16 protein-coding genes are annotated in these 21,163 nt (G+C 53.7%); 9 read left to right on the top strand and 7 right to left on the bottom strand.

Features of this window, described 5'->3' with window-relative positions; translation table 11 throughout:
- The first annotated feature begins 42 nt into the window (after positions 1 to 42).
- The 3 genes from ACI6NM_RS08430 (at position 43) to cptIN (ending at position 3,805) form a co-directional block, all read left to right on the top strand.
- The gene (locus tag ACI6NM_RS08430) at positions 43 to 1,113 is read left to right on the top strand and encodes a metallophosphoesterase (protein WP_438500846.1); all 1,071 of its coding nucleotides are present in this window, start codon (positions 43 to 45) and stop codon (positions 1,111 to 1,113) included.
- 5 nt (positions 1,114 to 1,118) lie between these two features.
- On the top strand, positions 1,119 to 2,954 hold the full coding sequence (locus ACI6NM_RS08425) for an ATP-binding protein (RefSeq protein WP_262426685.1): 1,836 nt from the start codon (positions 1,119 to 1,121) through the stop codon (positions 2,952 to 2,954).
- A gap of 413 nt (positions 2,955 to 3,367) precedes the next feature.
- A complete protein-coding gene (gene cptIN / locus ACI6NM_RS08420; RefSeq protein WP_262426686.1) occupies positions 3,368 to 3,805 on the top strand; it encodes a type III toxin-antitoxin system CptIN family toxin in 438 nt (145 codons plus the stop codon).
- Positions 3,806 to 4,037: 232 nt separating this feature from the next.
- Here cptIN and ACI6NM_RS08415 read toward each other — a convergent pair whose 3' ends face one another.
- Positions 4,038 to 4,580 carry an NADH peroxidase gene (locus ACI6NM_RS08415; protein WP_022273138.1) on the bottom strand — a complete coding sequence of 181 codons (543 nt, stop codon included), beginning with the start codon at positions 4,578 to 4,580 and terminating at the stop codon, positions 4,038 to 4,040.
- Between the two features lie 87 nt (positions 4,581 to 4,667).
- Positions 4,668 to 5,069 carry a Fur family transcriptional regulator gene (locus ACI6NM_RS08410; RefSeq protein ID WP_022273137.1) on the bottom strand — a complete coding sequence of 134 codons (402 nt, stop codon included), beginning with the start codon at positions 5,067 to 5,069 and terminating at the stop codon, positions 4,668 to 4,670.
- Positions 5,070 to 5,242: 173 nt separating this feature from the next.
- On the opposite strand from ACI6NM_RS08410, the gene ACI6NM_RS08405 reads away from it, so the two are divergent.
- The 6 genes from ACI6NM_RS08405 to ACI6NM_RS08380 all read left to right on the top strand — a co-directional run bounded on the left by ACI6NM_RS08405 (position 5,243) and on the right by ACI6NM_RS08380 (position 16,259).
- Positions 5,243 to 10,090: a nicotinate-nicotinamide nucleotide adenylyltransferase gene (locus tag ACI6NM_RS08405; protein ID WP_262426687.1), complete on the top strand. Its 4,848-nt coding sequence runs from the start codon at positions 5,243 to 5,245 to the stop codon at positions 10,088 to 10,090.
- Between the two features lie 19 nt (positions 10,091 to 10,109).
- A complete protein-coding gene (locus ACI6NM_RS08400) occupies positions 10,110 to 11,429 on the top strand; it encodes a Rossmann-fold NAD(P)-binding domain-containing protein (protein ID WP_330599847.1) in 1,320 nt (439 codons plus the stop codon).
- Positions 11,430 to 11,441: 12 nt separating this feature from the next.
- A complete protein-coding gene (locus ACI6NM_RS08395) occupies positions 11,442 to 12,566 on the top strand; it encodes a flavodoxin family protein (RefSeq protein WP_262426688.1) in 1,125 nt (374 codons plus the stop codon).
- Positions 12,567 to 12,722: 156 nt separating this feature from the next.
- On the top strand, positions 12,723 to 13,760 hold the full coding sequence (locus ACI6NM_RS08390; RefSeq protein ID WP_262426689.1) for a TAXI family TRAP transporter solute-binding subunit: 1,038 nt from the start codon (positions 12,723 to 12,725) through the stop codon (positions 13,758 to 13,760).
- 35 nt (positions 13,761 to 13,795) lie between these two features.
- Complete coding sequence (locus tag ACI6NM_RS08385) at positions 13,796 to 14,269, top strand: DUF1850 domain-containing protein (RefSeq protein ID WP_262426690.1); 474 nt, start codon at positions 13,796 to 13,798, stop codon at positions 14,267 to 14,269.
- Positions 14,270 to 14,285: 16 nt separating this feature from the next.
- The gene (locus ACI6NM_RS08380; RefSeq protein WP_262426691.1) at positions 14,286 to 16,259 is read left to right on the top strand and encodes a TRAP transporter permease; all 1,974 of its coding nucleotides are present in this window, start codon (positions 14,286 to 14,288) and stop codon (positions 16,257 to 16,259) included.
- A gap of 108 nt (positions 16,260 to 16,367) precedes the next feature.
- Here the strand turns inward: ACI6NM_RS08380 and ACI6NM_RS08375 are convergent, their stop codons facing one another.
- From ACI6NM_RS08375 to ACI6NM_RS08355, 5 genes are all read right to left on the bottom strand, one after another.
- Positions 16,368 to 16,595, bottom strand: coding sequence for a hypothetical protein (locus ACI6NM_RS08375; protein WP_022273129.1), 228 nt, complete (start codon positions 16,593 to 16,595; stop codon positions 16,368 to 16,370).
- The gene (locus ACI6NM_RS08370; RefSeq protein WP_022273128.1) at positions 16,595 to 17,941 is read right to left on the bottom strand and encodes a divalent metal cation transporter; all 1,347 of its coding nucleotides are present in this window, start codon (positions 17,939 to 17,941) and stop codon (positions 16,595 to 16,597) included. Before ACI6NM_RS08370 ends, ACI6NM_RS08375 begins: the two co-directional genes overlap by 1 nt.
- Before the next feature lie 16 nt (positions 17,942 to 17,957).
- On the bottom strand, positions 17,958 to 18,446 hold the full coding sequence (locus ACI6NM_RS08365) for an L-2-amino-thiazoline-4-carboxylic acid hydrolase (RefSeq protein WP_022273127.1): 489 nt from the start codon (positions 18,444 to 18,446) through the stop codon (positions 17,958 to 17,960).
- A 121-nt stretch (positions 18,447 to 18,567) separates the two neighbouring features.
- Positions 18,568 to 20,370, bottom strand: coding sequence for a GHKL domain-containing protein (locus ACI6NM_RS08360; protein ID WP_438500845.1), 1,803 nt, complete (start codon positions 20,368 to 20,370; stop codon positions 18,568 to 18,570).
- A 16-nt stretch (positions 20,371 to 20,386) separates the two neighbouring features.
- A complete protein-coding gene (locus ACI6NM_RS08355; protein ID WP_022273125.1) occupies positions 20,387 to 21,118 on the bottom strand; it encodes a LytR/AlgR family response regulator transcription factor in 732 nt (243 codons plus the stop codon).
- Positions 21,119 to 21,163 lie beyond the last annotated feature (45 nt).

Raw genomic sequence — 21,163 nt, 5'->3', positions numbered from 1 at the left:
TGCGCTCCTTTCGTCTCTATTCGGTAATTGGGGGATTCAGCCATGAAATTTATTCACACTGCAGACATCCACTGGGGGATGGTGCCTGACAGCGACCGGCCCTGGGGGAAAAAGAGGGAGCAGGCCATCCGCCTCACCTTCCAGGCCATCATTGAGGATGCCAGGGACAGCCGTGCGGATCTTCTTCTGATCTCGGGAGATCTGTTCCACCGCCAGCCGCTGGCCAGGAATCTGAAGGAGGTCAATTACCTGTTTTCCACGATCCCGGGGACCCGGGTGGTGATCATCGCCGGAAATCATGACCGGATCCGCAAAAGCTCTGCCCTTCTGAGCTTTTCCTGGTGCCCCAATGTGACGTTTCTGATGGACGAAACCATGACCTCCGTATATTTTGAGGATCTGAACACGGAGGTTTACGGCTTCAGCTACCATACGACGGAGATCACAGAAGACAGGACTGCGGGATTTTTTGTATCTGCTTCCCGACGGACCAGGATCCTGATGCTCCATGGAGGGGATGCGAAGCACCTGCCCTTTGATAAAAACGCTTTGGCGGCGCTGCCGTTTTCTTATATCGCCCTGGGCCATATCCATAAGCCTGCGGTGCTTCTGGAAAACCGGATGGCGTATCCAGGTTCCCCGGAGCCTCTGGACCTTACGGAGACCGGCCCTCACGGCTATCTGACAGGAGAGATCGACGACGCCACCGGCCATGTGACCTCTCTGAAATTCAAGGCAGCCGCCCAGGCCCAGTATATCCCATTGGTAGTCAGTGTGACCCCGGCGACCACCAATGCCGAGCTTTCCCAGCTCATTGCGGACGAGATCAAAAAGCGCGGCGCATCCAATATTTACCGCTTCCGGATCCGGGGCATGCGGGATCCGGACACGGAATTTGATCCGGAGCTTCTGGCGGGCCAGTGGAATATCAGCGAGATCCTGGATGAAACGGAGCCCCAGTACGATTTTCACGCGCTGTTTGCCGACCATCCCAGTGATATGATCGGATTTTATATCCAGGCATTAATGAAGGAAAATATGAGCCCGGTGGAGAAAAAGGCCCTGTATTATGGGATCCATGCGCTTTTGATGACAAAGGATGAAAGGAGTTAGGGAACATGAAGCTGCTGGAACTGCATATCAACGGATTCGGAAAGATCCATGACCGGACCATCTCCTTTTCAGACGGGATCAATGTGATCTATGGCCGCAATGAGGCGGGAAAGTCCACGCTTCATACCTTTATCCGGGGAATGCTCTTTGGAATGGAACGGGGCCGTGGGCGCGCTGCCAGAAATGATCTGTATTCTAAGTACGAGCCATGGGAGAACAGTGGGACCTACGAGGGCTGGCTGCGTCTGGAGCAGGGGGGCGTGGTCTACCGCATTGAGAGGAGATTCCGCAAGGACGACCGGTATCTGAGGATCATCAACGAGACCCAGGGACGGGAGGAGGAGCCCACCCGTGCCCTGATGGACCGGATCCTGGGAGGCCTCAATGAAACGACGTATAATAACACCATCAGCATCAGCCAGTTAAAAAGCGCTACTGAGGACGGTATGGTGGGCGAGCTGAAGAACTATATCGCCAACATGAACACCACTGGGAATATATCGCTGAACATAACGAAGGCAACGGCGTTTTTGAAAAACCAGAAGCGGAGCCTGGAGGCCAATCTGGTCCCGGATGCATCCAGGGAGTATACGGCGCTGCTGGCGGAGATCCGGGCGGTGGATGCGGAGATCTCCTCCCCCCAGTATGAAAACCAGCTGGCTGTTTACCAGAGAACACGTTCCCAGGTAAAGGGGATCATTGAAAATACCCAGGCGGAGAGGGCAGCTCTGGCTGAAAAGGTGAAAAAAAGCCGCCAGGTGCTGGCGGACGGCCAGTTTACAGACCGGTCATCGGTGGCGGCCTGTGAGGAAAAGGCCAGATCCCTGTATGACAGCTTCTGCACTGCGGAGCGCGAGTGCAAAAAACGGTCCCGGAAGCTTTTGGCGGGAGCGGGGATACTCCTGGCAATCTGCGGCGCCCTTATGGCCGGATATCTGGGGATCACAGATCTTTCCCGTTTCCTGCCGTTTGTCATTGCCGGGGGAGGAGGGGCCATAATGGGCCTGGTCCTGGCGATGGTGCTGACGGCCCGGGGAAAGCGTTTTGACAGAAAAATGGAAGAGGCCCGGGCGCAGCTTTCGGAGCTTCTGGCCCGGCATCTGGGAGACGGGACCGTATCCTCGGAGGCCATGGACACGTTTTATGGCCGTATGGCAGAGTTTTCAAAGCTTTGTGATATGCTGGACCAGTCTGAGCATGCGCTGGATAAATATACAGAAGATATCAGCTCTCTCCAGGAGAAACAGAATAACTGCAGCGAGATGATCGAAAAGCAGCAGAGGACCCAGTGGGAGCTGGAAAAGAAGCTGGAGCATCTTGGCACCTGCCGGACCAGGGCCGCGGCCTTAAAACGGGTGCTGGCGGAAAACGACCGGGTCCGGGAAGAGATCCTGGCCATCGAGATGGCTCAGGAGACCATGACGGAGCTGTCCTCCTCCATCCGGGATTCCTTTGGCCTGTACCTGAATAAGGAGGCGTCCAGGCTGGTATCCGGGATCACCGGAGGAATCTATGACAGCATGAGCATTGATGAAAATTTAAACGTATTTCTGAATACAAAGAGCAGACTGGTGCCGCTGGAGAGCATCAGCAGCGGGGCCATGGACCAGGTGTATCTGGCTCTGCGGCTGGCGGCTGCCAGGCTTCTTCAGGGGGATGGGGAGCCCTTCCCTCTGATCTTTGACGACAGCTTTACGCTTTATGATGACGACCGGCTGCGGACTGCGCTTAAGTGGCTTTCAGCGGCCTACGACGGCCAGATGATCATTTTTACCTGCCACCGCCGGGAAGCGCAGATGTTAAGGGCGCTGCAGGCAGAGTTCCGGTTGGAAGAAATTTAAAAGGACGAAAAAAGGGATTGCTGCATAATGAGAGCGAGGGATAAATTACAAAATACACCAATTACAGAACGTTATCGAGGGCAGTTAGGAAGTAAGATTAGAATGGTTAATTATTAATAAGTCTGTGATTATTTTAAAACTGACATCCGATAATGGCGCTGTCATGTATGATAATGCATATTATACACGTATAGGTGCTAATAATGATCCTGTTTCTGTATCCCTATTGACTTTCCTCTTTGCACTTGCTAGAATGTAGGTACAAAGGAAGTTTACCACTGACCGATATGTGGTATATAAATGGTCGGGTTGAAAGTTTACCGCTGACCAATATGCGGTATATAAATGGTTGGATTGAAAGTATAGTCCTTCGCCGCAAGGCGAGGGACTTTTTCCATAATGAAGACAAATAAATGAGGAAAACAGGATTTTATATTATCAAAGATAAATTTTTTGAAAATATGACAGATCCGTATCTTAAAGGAAATAAGGTGGGAAGCAGACCGCATTATTACTGCTTTGAGGATACAAGTATAGGAATATACTGGATGATACCATTGTCCAGCCGTATTGACAAATACAGACGAATTATGGAGAAGAAGGAAAAAGAAGGGAAACCTTGTGATATTCTCCATATCGTTAAGCTGGACGATAGCCGGGAAAGCGCATTTCTGATACAGGATATGTTCCCGATAACAGAAGAATACATAGAACGGGAATATACGATTGCCGGAAATCATTTGATGCTGACCAGTGAGCATACCGCCAGAGAGATTGAGCGAAAAGCGAGAAAAGTTATGGGGATGTTGAAACCGGCATTAAATTTACTCCAACGCAACCAGATGTTATAGCGATATTGAAGAAGCTGAAGGCGCGCAGATAGTGATTCCAACTGGCTCTATTTTGGCTCTGAAAACTAGGGGTGGAACAAATACAGGAAGAAATATTTAAAGTATGCCAAAAATCCGGAAGAAGTTCCAAATGAAAAGGATTTCTTCCGGATTTTTCTATGTATAGAGCGAGGGTATCGCTCAATCATCTAATTTGATGATTTTGCGACACCCCCTTAATTATTTGTAATAATTAGCCGAAGTATCTCTCTAAGAGACCCTGGAAAGCCTTGCCGTGACGAGCCTCGTCTCTTGCCATCTCATGAACTGTGTCATGGATCGCATCCAGGTTAGCTGCTTTTGCTCTCTTAGCCAGGTCGAACTTACCAGCTGTTGCGCCGTTCTCAGCCTCAACTCTCATCTCCAGGTTCTTCTTGGTGCTGTCTGTAAGAACCTCACCCAGAAGCTCTGCAAACTTAGCTGCGTGCTCAGCCTCTTCGTAAGCTGCCTTCTCCCAGTAAAGGCCGATCTCCGGATATCCCTCTCTGTGAGCAACTCTTGCCATAGCCAGGTACATACCAACCTCTTTGCACTCGCCCTCGTAGTTTGCTCTTAAGTCAGCCATGATATCTTCGCTGGAACCCTGAGCTACGCCTACAACGTGCTCTGCTGCCCAGCTCATAGCGCCTGCCTGCTCCTGGAACTTGGAAGCCGGTGCATTACATACCGGACATTTCTCCGGAGCTGTCTCGCCTTCATGAACATAACCGCAAACTGTGCAAACCCATTTCTTCATAGTGTTTTCTCCTTTATGATTTGATTTTTTTAATTTCGATAATAGTAATTGTTACTGATATTAATATAGCATATTTGATACCTTTTGTCAACAGATAATTTTTATTTTTTGTTGACATTCACTGCATTCTCCGTAAAAGAAAATGGTGTGGGAGTCTACCCGTCCGGGCGCCGGCCCTGTCATAAGCTCCTCCGTTTTGTGCACCAGGCTCTGGGGAAGATCGATGATAGCCCCGCAGGTCTTACACACAAAATGGTAGTGAGGTTCTGTCACATAATCAAAGTGTTCAGAACCGTCCCCGCAGGAAAATCTCGCTATTTCGCCCAGCTCTGACAAGAGCTTTAAGTTCCTGTAAACCGTTCCCAGGCTGATATTTGGAAATTCCTCGCGGATGGAAAGGTAAAGGGCGTCGGCAGTGGGATGGTCAGTACGGTTCATCAGACAGTTTTTTATGGATTCTCTCTGACGGCTGTACTTAAGCGTCTTCATACCTGTCTCTCCTTCCTTAAATATTCCTCCCGCATCGGGATGACAATCATTAATAATAATAATTGTTACTATTATTATATACAAATATAAGGAAATGTCAAGAGGTTTTTTCTTGAAAACAATCGTTTCTGTCATTATACTATAAGAAAGTATGAAGAAAAAGAGGTGAGGCCATGGGAACGAAACATATCCGCCATCTGGTCACCGAGCTGGCCGCGCGGCTGTCAGACCGGGATTTTTTGAGAAAGGCCGGGATCAGCCGCCGTACCATGCAGGAGATATTTGTAAGAGATAAGTGGGAGGAGGCCCTTGAGAGCCTGTTCCCCATCCGGGAGCGGCTTTCCTGTAAACAGATCCTGGAGCTGTGCCACCCAGAGCTTTGGGCCCTGTCCGGGGAGCCGGAGGAGGGCTGGATCTCCTTTACCTATAAATTTTCCACTCATATCCTGTATCCGGATCCGGAGTTTTCCGAAAAGGCGGCGTCCTATGCCAGGGGCGCGTATGTTTACCTGAACGTGCTCCAGTTCTTCTTTGATGAGGAGAGAAAGGCGGTCCCCTTCGATCCCTTCAATGATTTTGCCCTGCTGGGGGAAGAGGAGTACCAGAGCTGTGACCGGGCTGGAGAATACGGCCGGTTTGTGCGGGAATTCCGGGATCAGTATATTTATGAGATGATGCGCTTAAACCGGGAGGCTACGCCCTTTGAGACGCTGAGCCATATTGCGGGAGTCCATCATGTGGCCATGACCGTGGCCAGAGGGCTGAAAAAGGCGGGGGTCCCCATCGACCTGGCTTTATCCTCGGGAGCCGCTGCCGGCCATGATCTGGGGAAATTTGGCTGCAAGCCCAATGAACGGGTCCCTTACCTTCACTATTACTATACCAACCAGTGGTTCATGGCCTATAAGATGGAGGGCATCGGCCATATCGCGGCCAATCACTCCACCTGGGATCTGGAGCTGGACAATATCACTGTGGAGTCCCTGGTCCTGATCTATGCGGATTTCCGCGTTAAGCAGATGCGGGATGAAAGAGGGAAAGAGATCACGAAGATATACAGCCTGAAGGATTCCTATGATGTGATCCTGTCCAAGCTGGACAATGTGGACGAGGCCAAGAGGAACCGTTACCGGGCCGTTTATTCCAGGCTATATGAATTTGAGCGGTATATGCGCTCTCTGGGGGCCGATACGGAGCTGTCCGGAAATCCGCCGAAGCCGGAAAAACGTCCGGATATCGCCATCCAGAACAGCAGCCAGATCGTCACATCCTTTTTATATTTTGCCATTGAGCATAACATCGACGTGATGCACCGTCTGGGGTCAGAGCGGCAGTTCGGAAACATCCTGGAGGCGGCCCGCAGCGAGAAGGACTGGAAGAACGTGCGGGCGTATCTGAATATTTTCAATGAATATTCCATTCATCTGGATCATAAGCAGAAGGAACAGACCATCAGCTTCCTGTATGAGCTGCTTTTAAACCGGGAGGGGGACATCCGCAGGCAGGCGGCGGCCCTGATTGGAAAGATGTTCGCCAATTTCAACGCAGGATACAGGAAGGAGATCCCCGCCGACATGGCCGACCTGGACGACCGGCAGGCCCGTACCCTCTGGGAGGCCTATATGGAAAAGCTCATCTGTCCCGATTATCGTCTGACTCTCCAGCAGAAGCGGCGGATCCAGAATTCCTTAAAATACGTGCTGCTTTCAGGGATCGAGCACAGCGATGACCGGGTGCGGGAGGAAATGCTGACCATTTTTTACCGGTGGTTCGATGGAAGCCATGAGCTGGATGAGGATGCCAGATTCGCCCTTCTGGACGCAGTATTTTCCATGCCGGCCGAGCTCTGTGCCAGAAGCGGCCGCCTGGACTGCCTGGCGGAGTTTGCCGTGGATAACATGGACCATGAGGACGACCGGGTGCGGGTGGCCGCAGTCCGGGCCTTAAAGGTGCTCACCAGCGTGGTCACCAGGGAAAACGCCTGCTATGAGCGGGTGAGAAAGGCAGTGACGGAAATGGATACCGGCAGCATCACCATGGTGTTTTTACAGTACCGGATCCTTACGAACCTCCGGCTGGATACAGAGTCCCAGCGGGGGATCCTGTACGGCAGCGACGTGGTCAGCGACATTTTCCTGGAGAATCTGAAGTCTGTGACACCCTGGATCTTAAAGGCCATAAATATCAAGCTGCTGGCCGACCAGGTGGACCATGGAAGACGGGAGCACATCCTCCATATCTGCGCCCATCTGTCCAACCTCATCAAGGTCAGCGAGCATGTGGGCGTGCGCCATGATGCGGGAAAGGCATTGCTGCGGCTGGGCCATCTGCTGTCCACAGACCAGGCCAATGAGATCGCCGTGGAGCTTTTAAAGGGGCTGGAGGTGGGAGAGTATGAGTTCTCCAAGTATATCCCCGAGTATCTGGGCGAATTTGCCCTGTGGCTTCCGCCGGAGCAGCTGGATGACCTGATCGAGCGGCTCCATCTGCTGTTAGCCAACGGAAATGAGCAGATCGTATCCGTGGCCCTGGACACCCTGGGCGTGCTTTTAGAGTGTTATTCCCGCTATCCCGCCAGGTTCCGGGAGCCGGAGCAGGTATCCCTGGACCGGCGGACGAGACTCCTTGGGCTGATCCTAAGCTGTCTGGCCAACTACCGGGAGCAGGTGCGCCAGGAGGCCATGCTGGTCATCGGCCAGCATGTATTCGGCTCAGAGAAGATGTCCGAGCGGGATAAAAACGACCTGTTTTCCCTTTGCTCCAAAAAGCTTCTGTTTTTATTAAATGAGAACAAGGGCGGGGAGCTGAGCCTTTATTACCGGGCAGCTGCCCTGGCCCATATCAGCCGGTTCATGTCCCGGTACCAGCTTTACACCGGGGACGTGGTCTTAAAGGGCCGCAGCAAGGTAGCGTTCTTCCCGGGCACCTTTGACCCGTTCACTCTGTCCCACAAGGAGATCGCCAGGCGGATCCGGGAGCTGGGCTATACGGTGTTCCTGGCCATTGACGAATTTTCCTGGTCTAAAAAGACCCAGCCCCATCTGGTGCGCAGGCAGATCGTCAATATGTCCATGGCCGATGAATTTTACGTCCATCTGTTCCCTGACGATATCCCCATCAATATCGCCAATCCGGCGGATCTGAAGCGGCTGCGGGAGATCTTTGCGGAGCAGGAGGTCTATATCGTGGCGGGCTCCGACGTGGTCCATAACGCCAGCTCCTATAAAAAGGAGCCGGAGGAAAACTCTATCCATGGCTTCAATCATCTGATCTTCCGCCGGGCCGGGGACGCCAGGCCGGGAGAGATCTACGAGTGCATCACTGGAAAGGTGGAGGAGCTGGAGCTTCCCAAGAGCCTGGAGGACATCAGCTCCACCAGGATCCGGGAAAATATCGACAAGCACAGGGATATCTCCAGCCTCATCGATCCAGTGGTCCAGGAGTATATCTACCATAAGGGGCTGTATCTGCGGGAGCCGGAATATAAGCCCATTGTGCGGGCCAAGGCCATTTCCTTTGAAAACCAGGGTCAGCCTGGCTGGGAGGTGCTGGACCATCTGGGCAATACGGTCCTTTACCGGAATCCGGAGGCGGAGGCGGTATTATCCAGGATCGGATACGAAAAAGACCAGCTGCTGATCCTTAAAAATGCAGCGGAGGGCGACCGTCCCGTGGGCTTTGTAAGCTTCCGGGAGCTGCGGTCTGAGGAGCTGTTCGGTGTTTTAAAGAGCATGGAGCTGGCCAACGCCGTAAGGCGGAGGACCAGCCGGGAGGTGCTTTACATCACCGGGATCCACGCCAGGGAGAGGGAGATCCATGACGGCGAGGCCATCCGGGATCCGGCCCAGCTTTTGCTGGCGGAGGTCATTACCCAGGTCCTGGAGAAAAACTGCAGCTTTGCCATTTTTGCCGCAGAACGGGGGACTGTCTCCAAGGAGGCTGCTTTTGCTCTGGAGCGCCAGGGCTTTGTGCGTCCGGAGCTGTTGGAAGAGGGGGAGAAGCGGGTCATTTACATGGTGGATATGCATGAGCCTCTGATGCTCCTCCACAATCTGGAGACCACCCTGAAAGAGCCCTTTGGCAGCAGCCCGGCCGTTTTGTCGGCCATTGAGAGAAACCATAAAAAGCTCCAGACGGCCATGACGAAGCTGTATCCGGGGAATCTGGTGCTGTCCTTATCCTCCGGCGTCATGCACCACCGGATGGTGGACCGGATCACAGCCTTAAACGGTGTGCCGGGAGAGCCGCTGACACCCAGGCGTCTGGGAGAAAACATGTGCGTGCCCTTTGGTAAGATCTTAAGGGGCAAGGTAGTGCCCAATACGGTAACCAAGACTCTCCACACCGATAAGGTCTACGAGCCGGAGCTGGATTCCTATGCCATCGAGGCATTCCCGTACTATTCGCCTCTGGAGAGCCAGATCAAGACCATCAGGTCCTTTGACCGGCCGGTGATCCTGGTGGATGATCTGGTCCATAAAGCCGACCGGCTGCAGGCCCTGGCCCCAAGCCTCAAAAAGGCCGGGATCCCTGTGAAAAAGGTGGTGGTGGGAGTGATCTCCGGCTATGGCCGGGATCTGATGGAGACCTTCCACCTGCCGGTGGAGAGCATTTATTCCATGCCCAATCTGCGCCAGTGGTTCGTGGAATCCACCCTGTATCCCTTTATCGGCGGCGATACCGTGCGCCGGCGGGATATGAAGGTGGCGGGGCTCCAGCCGTCGGTGAACATGATCCTTCCCTACGCGGCCCCCAGGCTTTCCGGCTGCAGCCGGGAAGCTCTCTATGAGTTCTCCGTGTGCTGCATCGAAAACTCCCGGGATCTGCTCCAGGTACTGGAGACGGAGTACCGGAGCCAGTTTGCCAGGAACCTGACCCTTTCCAGGCTTTCGGAGGCAGTGATCCTGCCCCTGTGTCCCGATAAGGGAAGCTGTATGGAATATGATGAAAACCTGGCGGCGTCGGTATATCTGGAGAACGACCTGGAAATGCTGGGAAGAATGAAAAAATTTATGGTATAGATTCAGGAGGAAAACGCGAATGTTGAAATATTATGAAATAAATGGAAAAACGTGTTTTACAGATCACATGGATTTTCAGTGCCCGCCGGAGGCGGACTGGAAGGAGATCCCGGAGCCCAGGACCGCAGAGGAGCTTTCCTGGCTGTTTTTCAGAGAACCGGGGAGCTGCCGCGCCTCCTTCCTGGTGAATCATGAGGGACTTTTATGGGAAAAGGAGGAGAGCGTAGACTGGCTCAACAGCCGGAAGCTGGAAGAAAACAAAGCGCTTTACGGGAAACAGGGCGGCTGTACGGAGGGAAAATGCGCGGCTGCGCTTCCGAAATGGATCCGGGAGCGGATCACAGCCGGAAAGGTCCGTGCCGTCAATGCCTCCCATCCCCGCTTCCTGGAGCTGCTGTCCGGGGAGGCATTCCCGGCAGGACCGGAGAAAAAGCGGGTCCATATCCTGGCCATCGGGGATGTGGGGAGCATGCTCCTTACGGGCCTCCATCTCTTGGGCGGCGACGTGATCTCCCGGATCGGGATCTGCGATATCTCCGACCAGGTGACGGCCCGGTGGGAGTTTGAGGAAAACCAGATCGCCTATCCCTGGGAGTATGACGCCCTGCCGGAGGTGGAGGTGGTGAAGCCAGAGAATCTTTTTGACTGTGATGTTTTCGTGTTCGTGGCCTCCAAGGGGATCCCGCCGGTGGGCTCCGGTGTGAAGGACGTGCGCATGTACCAGTTTGAAAATAATGCGAAGATCATGGCCAATTATGCGAAAATGGCCAGGGAAAGCCGGTTTAAGGGGCTGTTCTGCGCCGTTTCTGATCCGGTGGATCCTCTGGCAAAGACCGCATTTTTGGAGAGCAATAAAAATGAAGCCGGGGAGCTGGACTATATGGGACTTTTACCGGAGCAGATCCAGGGCTTCGGCCTGGGCGTCATGAACGCCAGGGCTGCCTATTACGCCAAGAGAGATCCTCGGTTTTCCAGATTCCTCACAGAGGGCCGCTCCTTCGGTCCACATGGCCAGGATCTGGTGGTAGCCGATTCCATCGAGCATTATGATGATGCTCTTTCCAGAGAGCTGACGGAGCTGACGGTGACGGCCAATCTTAAAATGCGGGAGATCGGCTATAAGCCCTTTGTGGCCCCGGCGTTTTCCTCCGGAGCCCTGTCCATCCTTCTGGCTCTCCGGGGAGAGTGGCACTGCGGTTCGGTGTTCCTGGGAGGGATCTACATGGGAGTGAAGAACCGGTTTACAGAGAACGGGCTGGAAACCGAGATCCTTCCCCTGCCGGACGCCCTTCATGACCGGATCCGGACAGCGGCGGAAAATCTGAAAAAGATCGTATAGGAGGCGGATGGATTGGAAAATGGGAAAAAGGAAAAGAAGCTTTTTGTGATCTATCCACAGAAAAGAGCGGAGGAGGGCCGTCTGGACCAGGTCCTCCGGGCGGCTCTGGAGGGGATCTCTGCCCAGGTGGTGGATTCCATGGAGGAGCTGTGGGAGAACGGGGACCACGAAAATGGTACGGAGCGGTTCCAGGGCTGCCGGATACTCTTTGCAGTGCCCCTGGGGAAAAACGGGGTAAACCGTGGATATTATGAGATCCTGGCATGGCTCCGCTGTGGAAAACCTGTGCTTGAAGGGGCTCTGGCCGGCTTCCTCATCGACGCAGACAGTGAGCTCTACACCAAGGCGGCCGCCAGGGAGCTGGCGGTGGCGGCCAACCAGGCGGGAGCGGCCCTGGTGGGCCGTCCTCTGGTGGAGGGCACGGCGTCCCTGGACAACTATATCATCCAGGCCGCCAATATGGGTACGGACCGCCTGGGGGCGTACAAAAAAATCGCCGGGATCCTGGCGGAGCAGCTTATGGAGTTTCAATGGAACCCTAGGAAAGAGCCCCATCTGCTGGTGCTCCATGCCTCCAGCCACAAGACCTCCAATACCCTGGAGGTCTGGAACGCGGTAAAGGAGAAGATCGAAGACCATGTGGAGATCCGGGAGGTCAGCTTAAGAAACGGGACCCTGGAGGACTGCTCCGGCTGTCCCTATCAGATGTGCCTGCATTTTGGCGAGCGGGGAAAATGCTTTTACGGCGGGCCTATTGTGGAATCGGTGTATCCAGGGATCCAGTGGGCCGATGGGATCCTGCTTTTATGCCCCAACTATAATGATGCCCTTTCGGCCAATCTGACGGCCTTCATAAACCGCCTGACCGCATTATTCCGTACCACGAGATTTTATGATAAGGCCCTGTTTGCCATCATCGTTTCCGGCTACTCCGGCAGCGACCTCATTGCCGGCCAGCTCATCACGGCCCTGAACATGAACAAGACTTTTTATCTCCCGGGAAACTTCTGCATCATGGAAACGGGCAACAGTCCTGGCTCTGCCATGAAGCGGGACGGCATCGGAGACAGGATCCAGGCCTTTGCAGATACGATCCTGGAGACCATGAGGGACGGAGAAAGCAGAAAGGAAAGATAATTTCGACATTTCAACGCGACAAAGCTAAAATATAAAAATTTTAGAACGAATTTATATATTGTTTAGACATTGAAATATTTCTTCGATTATTGTATAATAGAGCCAACATCCCCAAGGGGCTAGGAATGGGGAAAAAAGAAAAAAGGAGGTTACAATATGAAGAAGAAATTTTCAGCAGTGACAGCATTGACACTGACCCTTGCGATGGTACTGACTGCCTGCTCCGGAGGAGGCGGCGGTGAAACAACGGCAGCCGCGGGCGGCAATACAGAGGCAGCCGGCGAGACCACCCAGGCGGCGGCTCCCAGCGGCGACGCAGTGAAAATGACCATGGGAACCGGAGGAACTACCGGTACGTATTACGCCTTCGGCGGAGTCATCGCCAATGTTTTAAACGCAAAAGACATCGGCGTAAACATTAACGTCCAGTCCACCGGTGCGTCCAAGGCCAACATCTACCTGGTCAACGACGGCGAGGCAGATCTGGCCATCGTCCAGAACGATGTTATGGATTACGCCTATAACGGAACTGACCTGTTCGCGGAAGAGGGCGCGGCAACAGAATTTGCCACAGTCGCTGGTCTTTACGCAGAGGTCTGCCAGGTGGTCTCCACCGGCGATATCAAGTCCATCGCGGATCTGAAGGGCAAGAGAGTTTCTGTGGGTGACGCAGGGTCCGGCGTTGAGTTCAATGCCCGCCAGATCCTTGAGGCTTACGGGATCAGCTTCGACGATATCGAAGTCAACAATCTGGGCTTCGGCGATTCCTCCGACGCCTTAAAGGATGGAAAGATCGACGCGTTCTTCTGTACCGCAGGCGCTCCCACCACAGCCATCGTGGAGCTGGCGACCACCAACAGCATCAACCTTCTGGAGATCGACGACGAGCACGCGGCGGCTCTCGCAGAGGCGCATCCGTTCTATACCACTTACCCGATCCCGGGCGGCTCCTATAAGGGCGTGGATGAGGATGTTCAGACCGTGGCCATCAAGGCGACTCTGATCTGCTCCCCGAAGCTTTCTGAGGAAACTGTTTATAATCTTACCAAGGCCCTGTTCGACAACCAGAGCGAGATCGCAGCAGCTCACGCCAAGGGCGAGGAACTGAGCCTTGAATACGCCGTCAGCGGTATCTCCGTTCCGTTCCATCCGGGCGCTGAGAAATACTTTAAAGAAGTCGGCGCGATCAAGTAGTTTTGCTGGAAGATAAGAAAAAAAGAACATTTACAATGGCTGCAATAACGGTTGTGTTTATTGCAGCCATTGCGCTCACTGCCCTTTTTTTTGCGGGGGCTTCCGGAAAAGATACGCTGGTCTTACGGGATGGGGATACAAAGGAGGAGTATGCGCGGTTCCCTGTTTCAGAGGGGGACGAATTTTCCGTCACGTTCATCCATTCCGTCAACCAGTACCCGCTGACGGACGTATATGAGATCCGGGACCACAGGATCTATGTGGTGCGGACCATCTACAATAATTTCGGAGCCGGAGTCCAGACAGAGATCGAAGAGGGGCAGAAGCTGGAATATGGGGAAAACGGAGAAATGATCGTTTCTGGCTTTGACCGGGAAATGCCATGGCTTTCTTACATCGTGGGGACGGTTTCCGACCATGTCCTTACGATCCATGGAGAAGCGGTCAGCTTAAGGGAGCTCTGCGGAAAAAACAGCAAGGTGGAGTTCTCCTGTGAGCCCAGAATGTAGAAAGGAGGGGGAAGGGATGTCAGAAAAAGAGAAAATGAACGTGAACACGGCTCCAGCCGTGGATACTTCCACAGGAACGGCGGAAGACGTGGAAGCCATCATGAAAAAATATGACAGGGAATCCAATACCCGTATCTGGGAGGGTGTTCCCAAGAAGGTCGTCCGCTATCTGCTGGCGGCGTTTGCCCTGCTAATGGTGTATATGAACCTGTTTGCCAACTGGGATGAACGGGTGCGCCGCTCCCTGTTTGTGGGGATCGTCATAATCCTCTCATTCCTGGTGTATCCGGCAAAAAAGGGCAGCACGAAGAAAAATCATATTCCCATTTATGATATCGTGCTGATGGTCCTGGGAGCCGGTGCCTATTTCTATTTTGTCATCAACTTTAAGACCATCATCGGCCATGCCACCCGGATCAGCCAGCTGGAGGTCATTGTGGGCATCATCGGTATCCTGGTGCTGGCGGAGACCTGCCGGAGAGTGGTGGGCATTCCGATCCTCTGCGTGGCGACAGTGTTTATCGGCTATGCCTTCTACAGCGGCCTGGGAGCCGGAAGAGCCTTCCCCCAGGTATTAAAATCCATCGTTTATAATCTGTTTTATACCACCAGCGGCGTCATCGGAACTCCCATCGGCGTCTGCTCCACGTATATCGCGCTGTTTATCCTGTTCGGCGCATTCCTGGAGGCCACGGGGATCTCGGAGTTCTTTATCCAGTTGGCCAACTCCCTGGCGGGCGCTTCCACCGGAGGTCCGGCCAAGGTGGCCGTCATCTCCTCGGCCCTCTGCGGAATGGTATCCGGAAGTTCTGTGGGGAATACAGTTACCACCGGCTCCGTGACGATCCCGCTGATGAAAAAGACGGGCTACAAGGGCGAATTTGCCGGAGCTGTTGAGGCAGCGGCCTCCACTGGAGGACAGATCATGCCGCCGATCATGGGCGCGGCCGCCTTCCTGATGGCGGAGATGGTAGGCGTCCAGTACAGTGAGATCGCCATGCGGGCCATCTTCCCGGCGCTTTTATATTTCACTGGTATCTTTATTACGGTACACCTGGAAGCCAAACGGCTGGGCTTAAAGGGCATCGCCAAAGAGGATCTGCCCAAATTCGTTCCTCTGTTCATCCGTCAGGGATACCTGCTGATCCCGCTGGTGACGCTGGTGGCCATGGTCATGATGGGCTACACCATGTCCCGTTCAGCCGTGATCGCCACGCTGTTGGCGATCCTGGTGAGCATCCCCAATAAAAGTACCCGTATGAATCCCACGCGGTTTGTGAACGCTCTGGAAACGGGCGGAAAGAATACTCTTTCCGTGGCCGTGGCCTGCGGCATCGCCGGGATCATCGCCGGTGTGGTTACCATGACCGGTCTGGGACAGATCCTGATCTCTGCCATCGTCAGTGTGGCCGGTGACCGTGTGATCATCGCCCTGTTCCTTACGATGCTGACGTGTATCGTCCTGGGTATGGGCGTTCCCACCACTGCCAACTACATCATCATGGCCACCACCTGCGCCCCCATCCTGGTAAACGGCATGGGGATCAACAAGATCGCGGCCAATATGTTCGTATTCTATTTCGGCATTGTGGCGGATATTACGCCTCCGGTGGCCCTGGCAGCCTATGCAGGCTCTGCCATTGCCAAATCCAATCCCATGAAGACGGCTTTAAACGCTTCCCGTCTTGCAATCGCGGCCTTCATCGTGCCGTATATCTTCGCCTTTAACCCGGCGATGCTGTTCATTGACGCAGACGTGGTCCAGGTGGTGATCATCATCGTCACCTCCCTGGTGGGCCTGACCGGCGTGGCCGGAGGCCTGGAGGGCTATATGGTGACCAATATGAATCCCATCCAGAGGATCCTGGCCGTGGTCGGCGGTCTCTGCCTGATCATTCCAGGCACGGTCACAGACCTGGCGGGGATCGCCATTGTAGGAGCCTCTGTGGTCTGGCAGCTTGCAGATAAAAAGAAGCGGGCTGCGGCGTAGGAGATAAACAGCGGAAGAGGATCCAACAGAAGATAAAAAAATAGGGAGCCCGCACCAGCCGGTGTGCGGGCTCCCTTCTTGCACAAATAGAAGGAATTTGTATGCGGATTATTTCTCTTCCTTATAATTGCTCAGATCATAAGGCGTGGAGAGGATCACAATGGCGGCCACAGTGATGATGATCCCCAGGATCATGAGGACGCCGGATCCATTATGTAAAAATTTCATGACTGCTCCAATGGGGATCAGCGCGTTTCCGATGAACAGAAGGATCAGGAAATATACGCGTCCCAGAAGCTTTCCGTGTTTGGAATCTAAAAATTTCTGAATGTTCATTATGCTGGCCACACTCCCATCTTACTCATGATAAAGGTGATAAATACAATGTTCAGGACCGAAATGCAGGCAAGGATGCCGGCGTTGAAGAATCTGGACTGGATGACCTTTTTGCCCAGGTATCTGGGATCATTGCCCAGGAGATACCAGGAGTTGCCGGAGATCCAGTTAAATAAGGACTGCATGGCGGCGATGAATACGACCACCATCACAGGCTTTCCAAAGAATGCGCCTAAGAAGCCGATCTGGGGAGCCAGGACGATGAACGGATGGTACCAGGCCTTGGTGTCCTTCTTTACATTTGTAGACTGATAGAAGGAGGTGGCGCAGGTAACACTCAGGCCGATCATGGAAGAGCACACAAGGGCGATGATACCGATGTAGAAGCCCAGCTGGATCCAGATGGACGGAATTACGGAAACCAGGGCATTGCAGAGCGCTGTGGAGTCGGTGGGGATCCCTTCCTGTCCGGCAAAAGCCTCGGCAAAGGCGATGGAAACGAAGGAAAGCACCAGAGTCACCGGGATCAGTCCGCCGAACACGGCGTCAAAGCGGCCCAGAGTCTCATGGTTTTCAGAATATCCGCGGGATTCCATACCGTTGTTGAACAGTACCCAGTCCATGACGCCGATGGTGGCGGTCAGGGAGGCGATGAGCATGACGATGCCGTCGATTCCGCTGGGCAGTGTCGGGATCAGAAGTCCTTTGATCATGGCCTTAAAGTCCACGCCGGTGACACAGAGAACAGCGCCGAATACCACCAGCATGATGCCAATGAGGATCTTCATGGCGTTTTCTACGATCTTAACGCCCTTGGGGTTATCGCCGGAGCCGTACATTAAGGAAAGAGGTACGGAGATGGCAACCAGTAAGATCCAGCTGATGTTCTTGGGAACATTGATGTTCACCACCGAGAACAGGGCGGTAACAGCGTCTGCGCCCAGGGCGTACTGGCCGAAGTTATAAACGATCGATGCGACGAAGCAGGCCACGAGTCCGGTGGCAAAGCTTCCGAAAAATTTTCCATGGAATTTATCCTGGGCCTTGATGACAGAGATCTCCGATGCGGTCACGAACCGGGTGGCCAGGGCCAGCATAAAAAGGCCCAGGGCGAAGGAGTACAGCGGGATCCAGAGCATATCGTAGCCGTAGGCGGCGCCCAGGGTCACGGAGCTGGCAAAGGAGCCGGCGCCCAGGGTAAAGGCAGCGTTCATAAAGCCCGGTCCAGAAAGCTTGCAGTAGCCAAAGAATTTCTGAAGGGGCGGCTTTTTATTTAATTCCTGCAAAAACGCCTTTTCTTTCAGGGCGTTTTCTGAGTAACGTGGATTCACTTCCGTTCCGTTCATGTTTACATCCTCCTGATTATTTGGTCTGGTCTTCCAGACAGGTCACGATCATTTCGCATGGAGCGCAGGGACCGTCGGTGAAGAGCGCAGGGCGCTTAAAGTCGATCTTTCCGAAAAAGGCCTCGTTGAGGGCAATGTCGATCTCCTCGCAGTAGAGCTTTCCGGCGTTTTCAAGTCCGATCTCACGAAAAGCCGTGGAAAACGGACAGACGCGGTTGATCTCTCTCAGTGTATTCCCCTCCACGAAAGAGTCGCAGTCCCACGCCTCATTGGCCGGATAATCGGAATATTCCTCCACCGTGTGGAAGGTGACTTCCTTTCCGTCCTTTTTGATGTTTTCGATGATCTTCTGGGCCCTCATGTTGGCGAAGCGGCGTACCGCGCGCTTTACGACGGCTTCTCCCTTTTCCTGTCCCATTTCCTGGAGCACCTCATCGGCCATGACCGCAAACAGCTTTGCCATGGTCTCCGTGACCTTTCCCACGGGATCCTCTGGGTTGTACATCCTTTCCCCCTCCTTTTCATGTTTATGAAAATTTTATGGATTACAGAAAAAGTTTAGCATTTTAAAAGCCAGAAGTGGGCATAAATGATGCAAAAGGCAGGAAAAATGTAGTAAAAATCCGTCAGACTGCACAAGAGGACGGGGCCACGCCGAACAGGACAAAGGAAACCTCAAAGCGGCCGTCCTGTGCCTTGAGGTTTAAGGTCCCGCCGTAACCCGCCACAGCCTCCCGGACGTTGGGGAGCCCCAGGCCATGGCCCTCAGAATCCGGCTTGGTGGTGGCAAAGCCGGAGCGGATGGAGGCATCCGGATCCATGGAATTACAGATGCCGCAGACCAGCATCCCCTTTTTATACAGGAGCTTTACCAGGATCCTTTTTTCAGAGTCCCCGCTCTGGTTTAAACAGGCTTCGATGGCATTTTCCAGGATATTGCCGAAAATGATGCCGCAGTCCACCATGTCGATCTTCATGTTTTTTACCACCATGATCTCGGTGTCCACCTGGATCCCGCTGGCGGCTGCCTGGTCCAGCTTGGAGGTAAGGACCGCGTCCAGAAATGGATTGCCGGTGCTGACAAGCTGACGGGAGCGGGTATGGAGCTCCAGCTGGTCCCGGATCCTGGAGGTGTAGTCCAGGGCCTCGGCCGTTTTCCCGGAGGCCAGGAGGGTCTGGACCATCTGCCAGTGGTTCTTCATATCATGACGCAGCTTCCGGTACTGGCTTTCCCGCCCCTCGATGGCCTTATAGTGGCGGACCTGCTCATTGAGCTGCTGCTCCAGATTTTTCCGCTCCAGGCTCTGACGGTAGATCCGGGCGGTCTCCGGCACCAGCAGGACCAGGTTATAAAGGATCAGCAGAACAGCTCCGGTGACCAGGCTGCGGATGGCGACTACGGGCTGGAAATTGTAAAACAGCAGATAGATGAAAAAGGTAAAAAAGCTGATGACGATCCCGATGTAGACCGTGTGCATCTTCCTGTTTTCCGATACCTCAGCGCTGAGATAGCAGATGCAGACCATAAGGGTGCAGATGAACAGGAACCAGAGGGACTGCTCCAGCCGGTAAAAGGGGACGTAGCCGGCCATGATCACCGCCACAGAGAGGATCAGGACCGCAAAGTGGAACAGACAGAGAAAGGTAAAGATCCCCGGATAGGTTTTGGGAAATTCCAGGGAGATGTACCGGTATAAAAGCACCGGGATGATGAAGATGGCAACACATTTGACGGTGTCGATGGCGTAGCCGCTGAGCACGGAGCTGGCCAGGGAGGATTCACAGAGGATCCAGACGGCAAAGCCTAAAAAGCAGAAGCCGATGGCGGAAACGCAAGTCTGTATTTTGTATACATAACGGAATACGGAGCCCGCCAGAAGGATCACCAGGGCAACAAAAAATAAGACTCCGGAGGTGATGAGATGGAGGGGGCCGGACATGGCCAGGTTATTGAACAGGGCGTTCCGGGAGCCAAAGCAGATCCGTGGGGTCTTGTGGATCTCATATTCGGCAGCAGGAGCCGGGGCGCCCTCTAAAAAAGCAGGCTCAAACTGGACCTCCAGGCGGGACAGGGAGAGCGCGCCGGACGGGTCCAGGGGGATCAGAAACCAGGTATCGGGACTGATCTCAAGAACCTCACAGTCCTGCGGGACCGGGATCTCCCGGCCGTCCGCCAGGACTCGGGACGGCTTCTGGCCGCTGACTGCCAGGAAGGGCCGTTCCACCCGATCGCCGGGAAGGGCGCAGGAAAACGACAGGACGCCCTTCCGGGCCTCCCGATGGTCAAAATGGACGATGCTTCCAGAGCTTGTGAGCTCCAGAAACGTATGGTAGGAATCCGTGGGCCGTTCCTTTTGGATGGAAAGCAGGAACAGCCAGGAGATATACAAAAACAGCAGCCAGAAGGCATGGTAGATGCGGTTTGCCACAGCTCCTCCTCTCTGCTCAGACCATGGAAAGGCCGTTGAGCAGGTAATTCTGGTAATGCTCCCGGGAATCGGCGTACTTCTGGCCGATGGGGATCACAGTCCGGTCGATGCAGACAAATTCTTTTCCACTGAGATAATCCACATTTTCAAAGTTTACGATATAGGAGCGGTGGACCCGGTGAAAGGATTCCGGCGGGAGCTGCTGCTCCAGGTCAGAGATATTTCCATAAAATTCAATGGGCGGCCCGGCCTTCACATGGATCTCGATGATCCGGTTCTTTACCTCGAAAAAAATAATGTCCGTTAGGAGGACAGAGCCAATGGTCTTTCCAAATTTATATGTAAATTTTTCCTTCCGCCCCTTTTCAGCCAGGGAAACGGCCTTTAAAAAGACCTTTTCGATCTTCTCCGTCCGCATGTCCTGCTTTAACAGGTAGTGGAGGGGCATCACGTCCAGGGCCTCGAAAACATGCTCCTTGCTGACCGTGAGAAAGATGATCTGGGCGGTGGGATTTATGGCGCGGAGTTTGGCGGCAGTTTCAATGCCGTTGAGCTTTTTCATCAGGATGTCCAGAAAAAAGATGTCAGTGGTCCGGTTTTTATCGTCTGGATCGAAGAGCAGCTCCTCGCCGGAGGAGCAGCAGGATACGGAGGCGGCGATGCTGTGCTTTTGGCAGAGCTCCTGGATCAGACCACAGAGCTCGTCCCGCATGGCGTCGCTGTCGTCGCAGATGCAGATATGGATCATAGGATGGTTTCCCCCTTTTCCTTTTTGATACTGATTATATCATTC

It is taken from the genome of Pilosibacter sp. YYHA0881 (assembly GCF_051602715.1).
GTDB classification, from domain to species: domain Bacteria; phylum Bacillota; class Clostridia; order Lachnospirales; family Lachnospiraceae; genus Alitiscatomonas; species Alitiscatomonas aceti.
The sequence above is the reverse complement of the archived record's forward strand: the minus strand, read 5'-3'. Positions and strand labels throughout refer to the sequence as shown.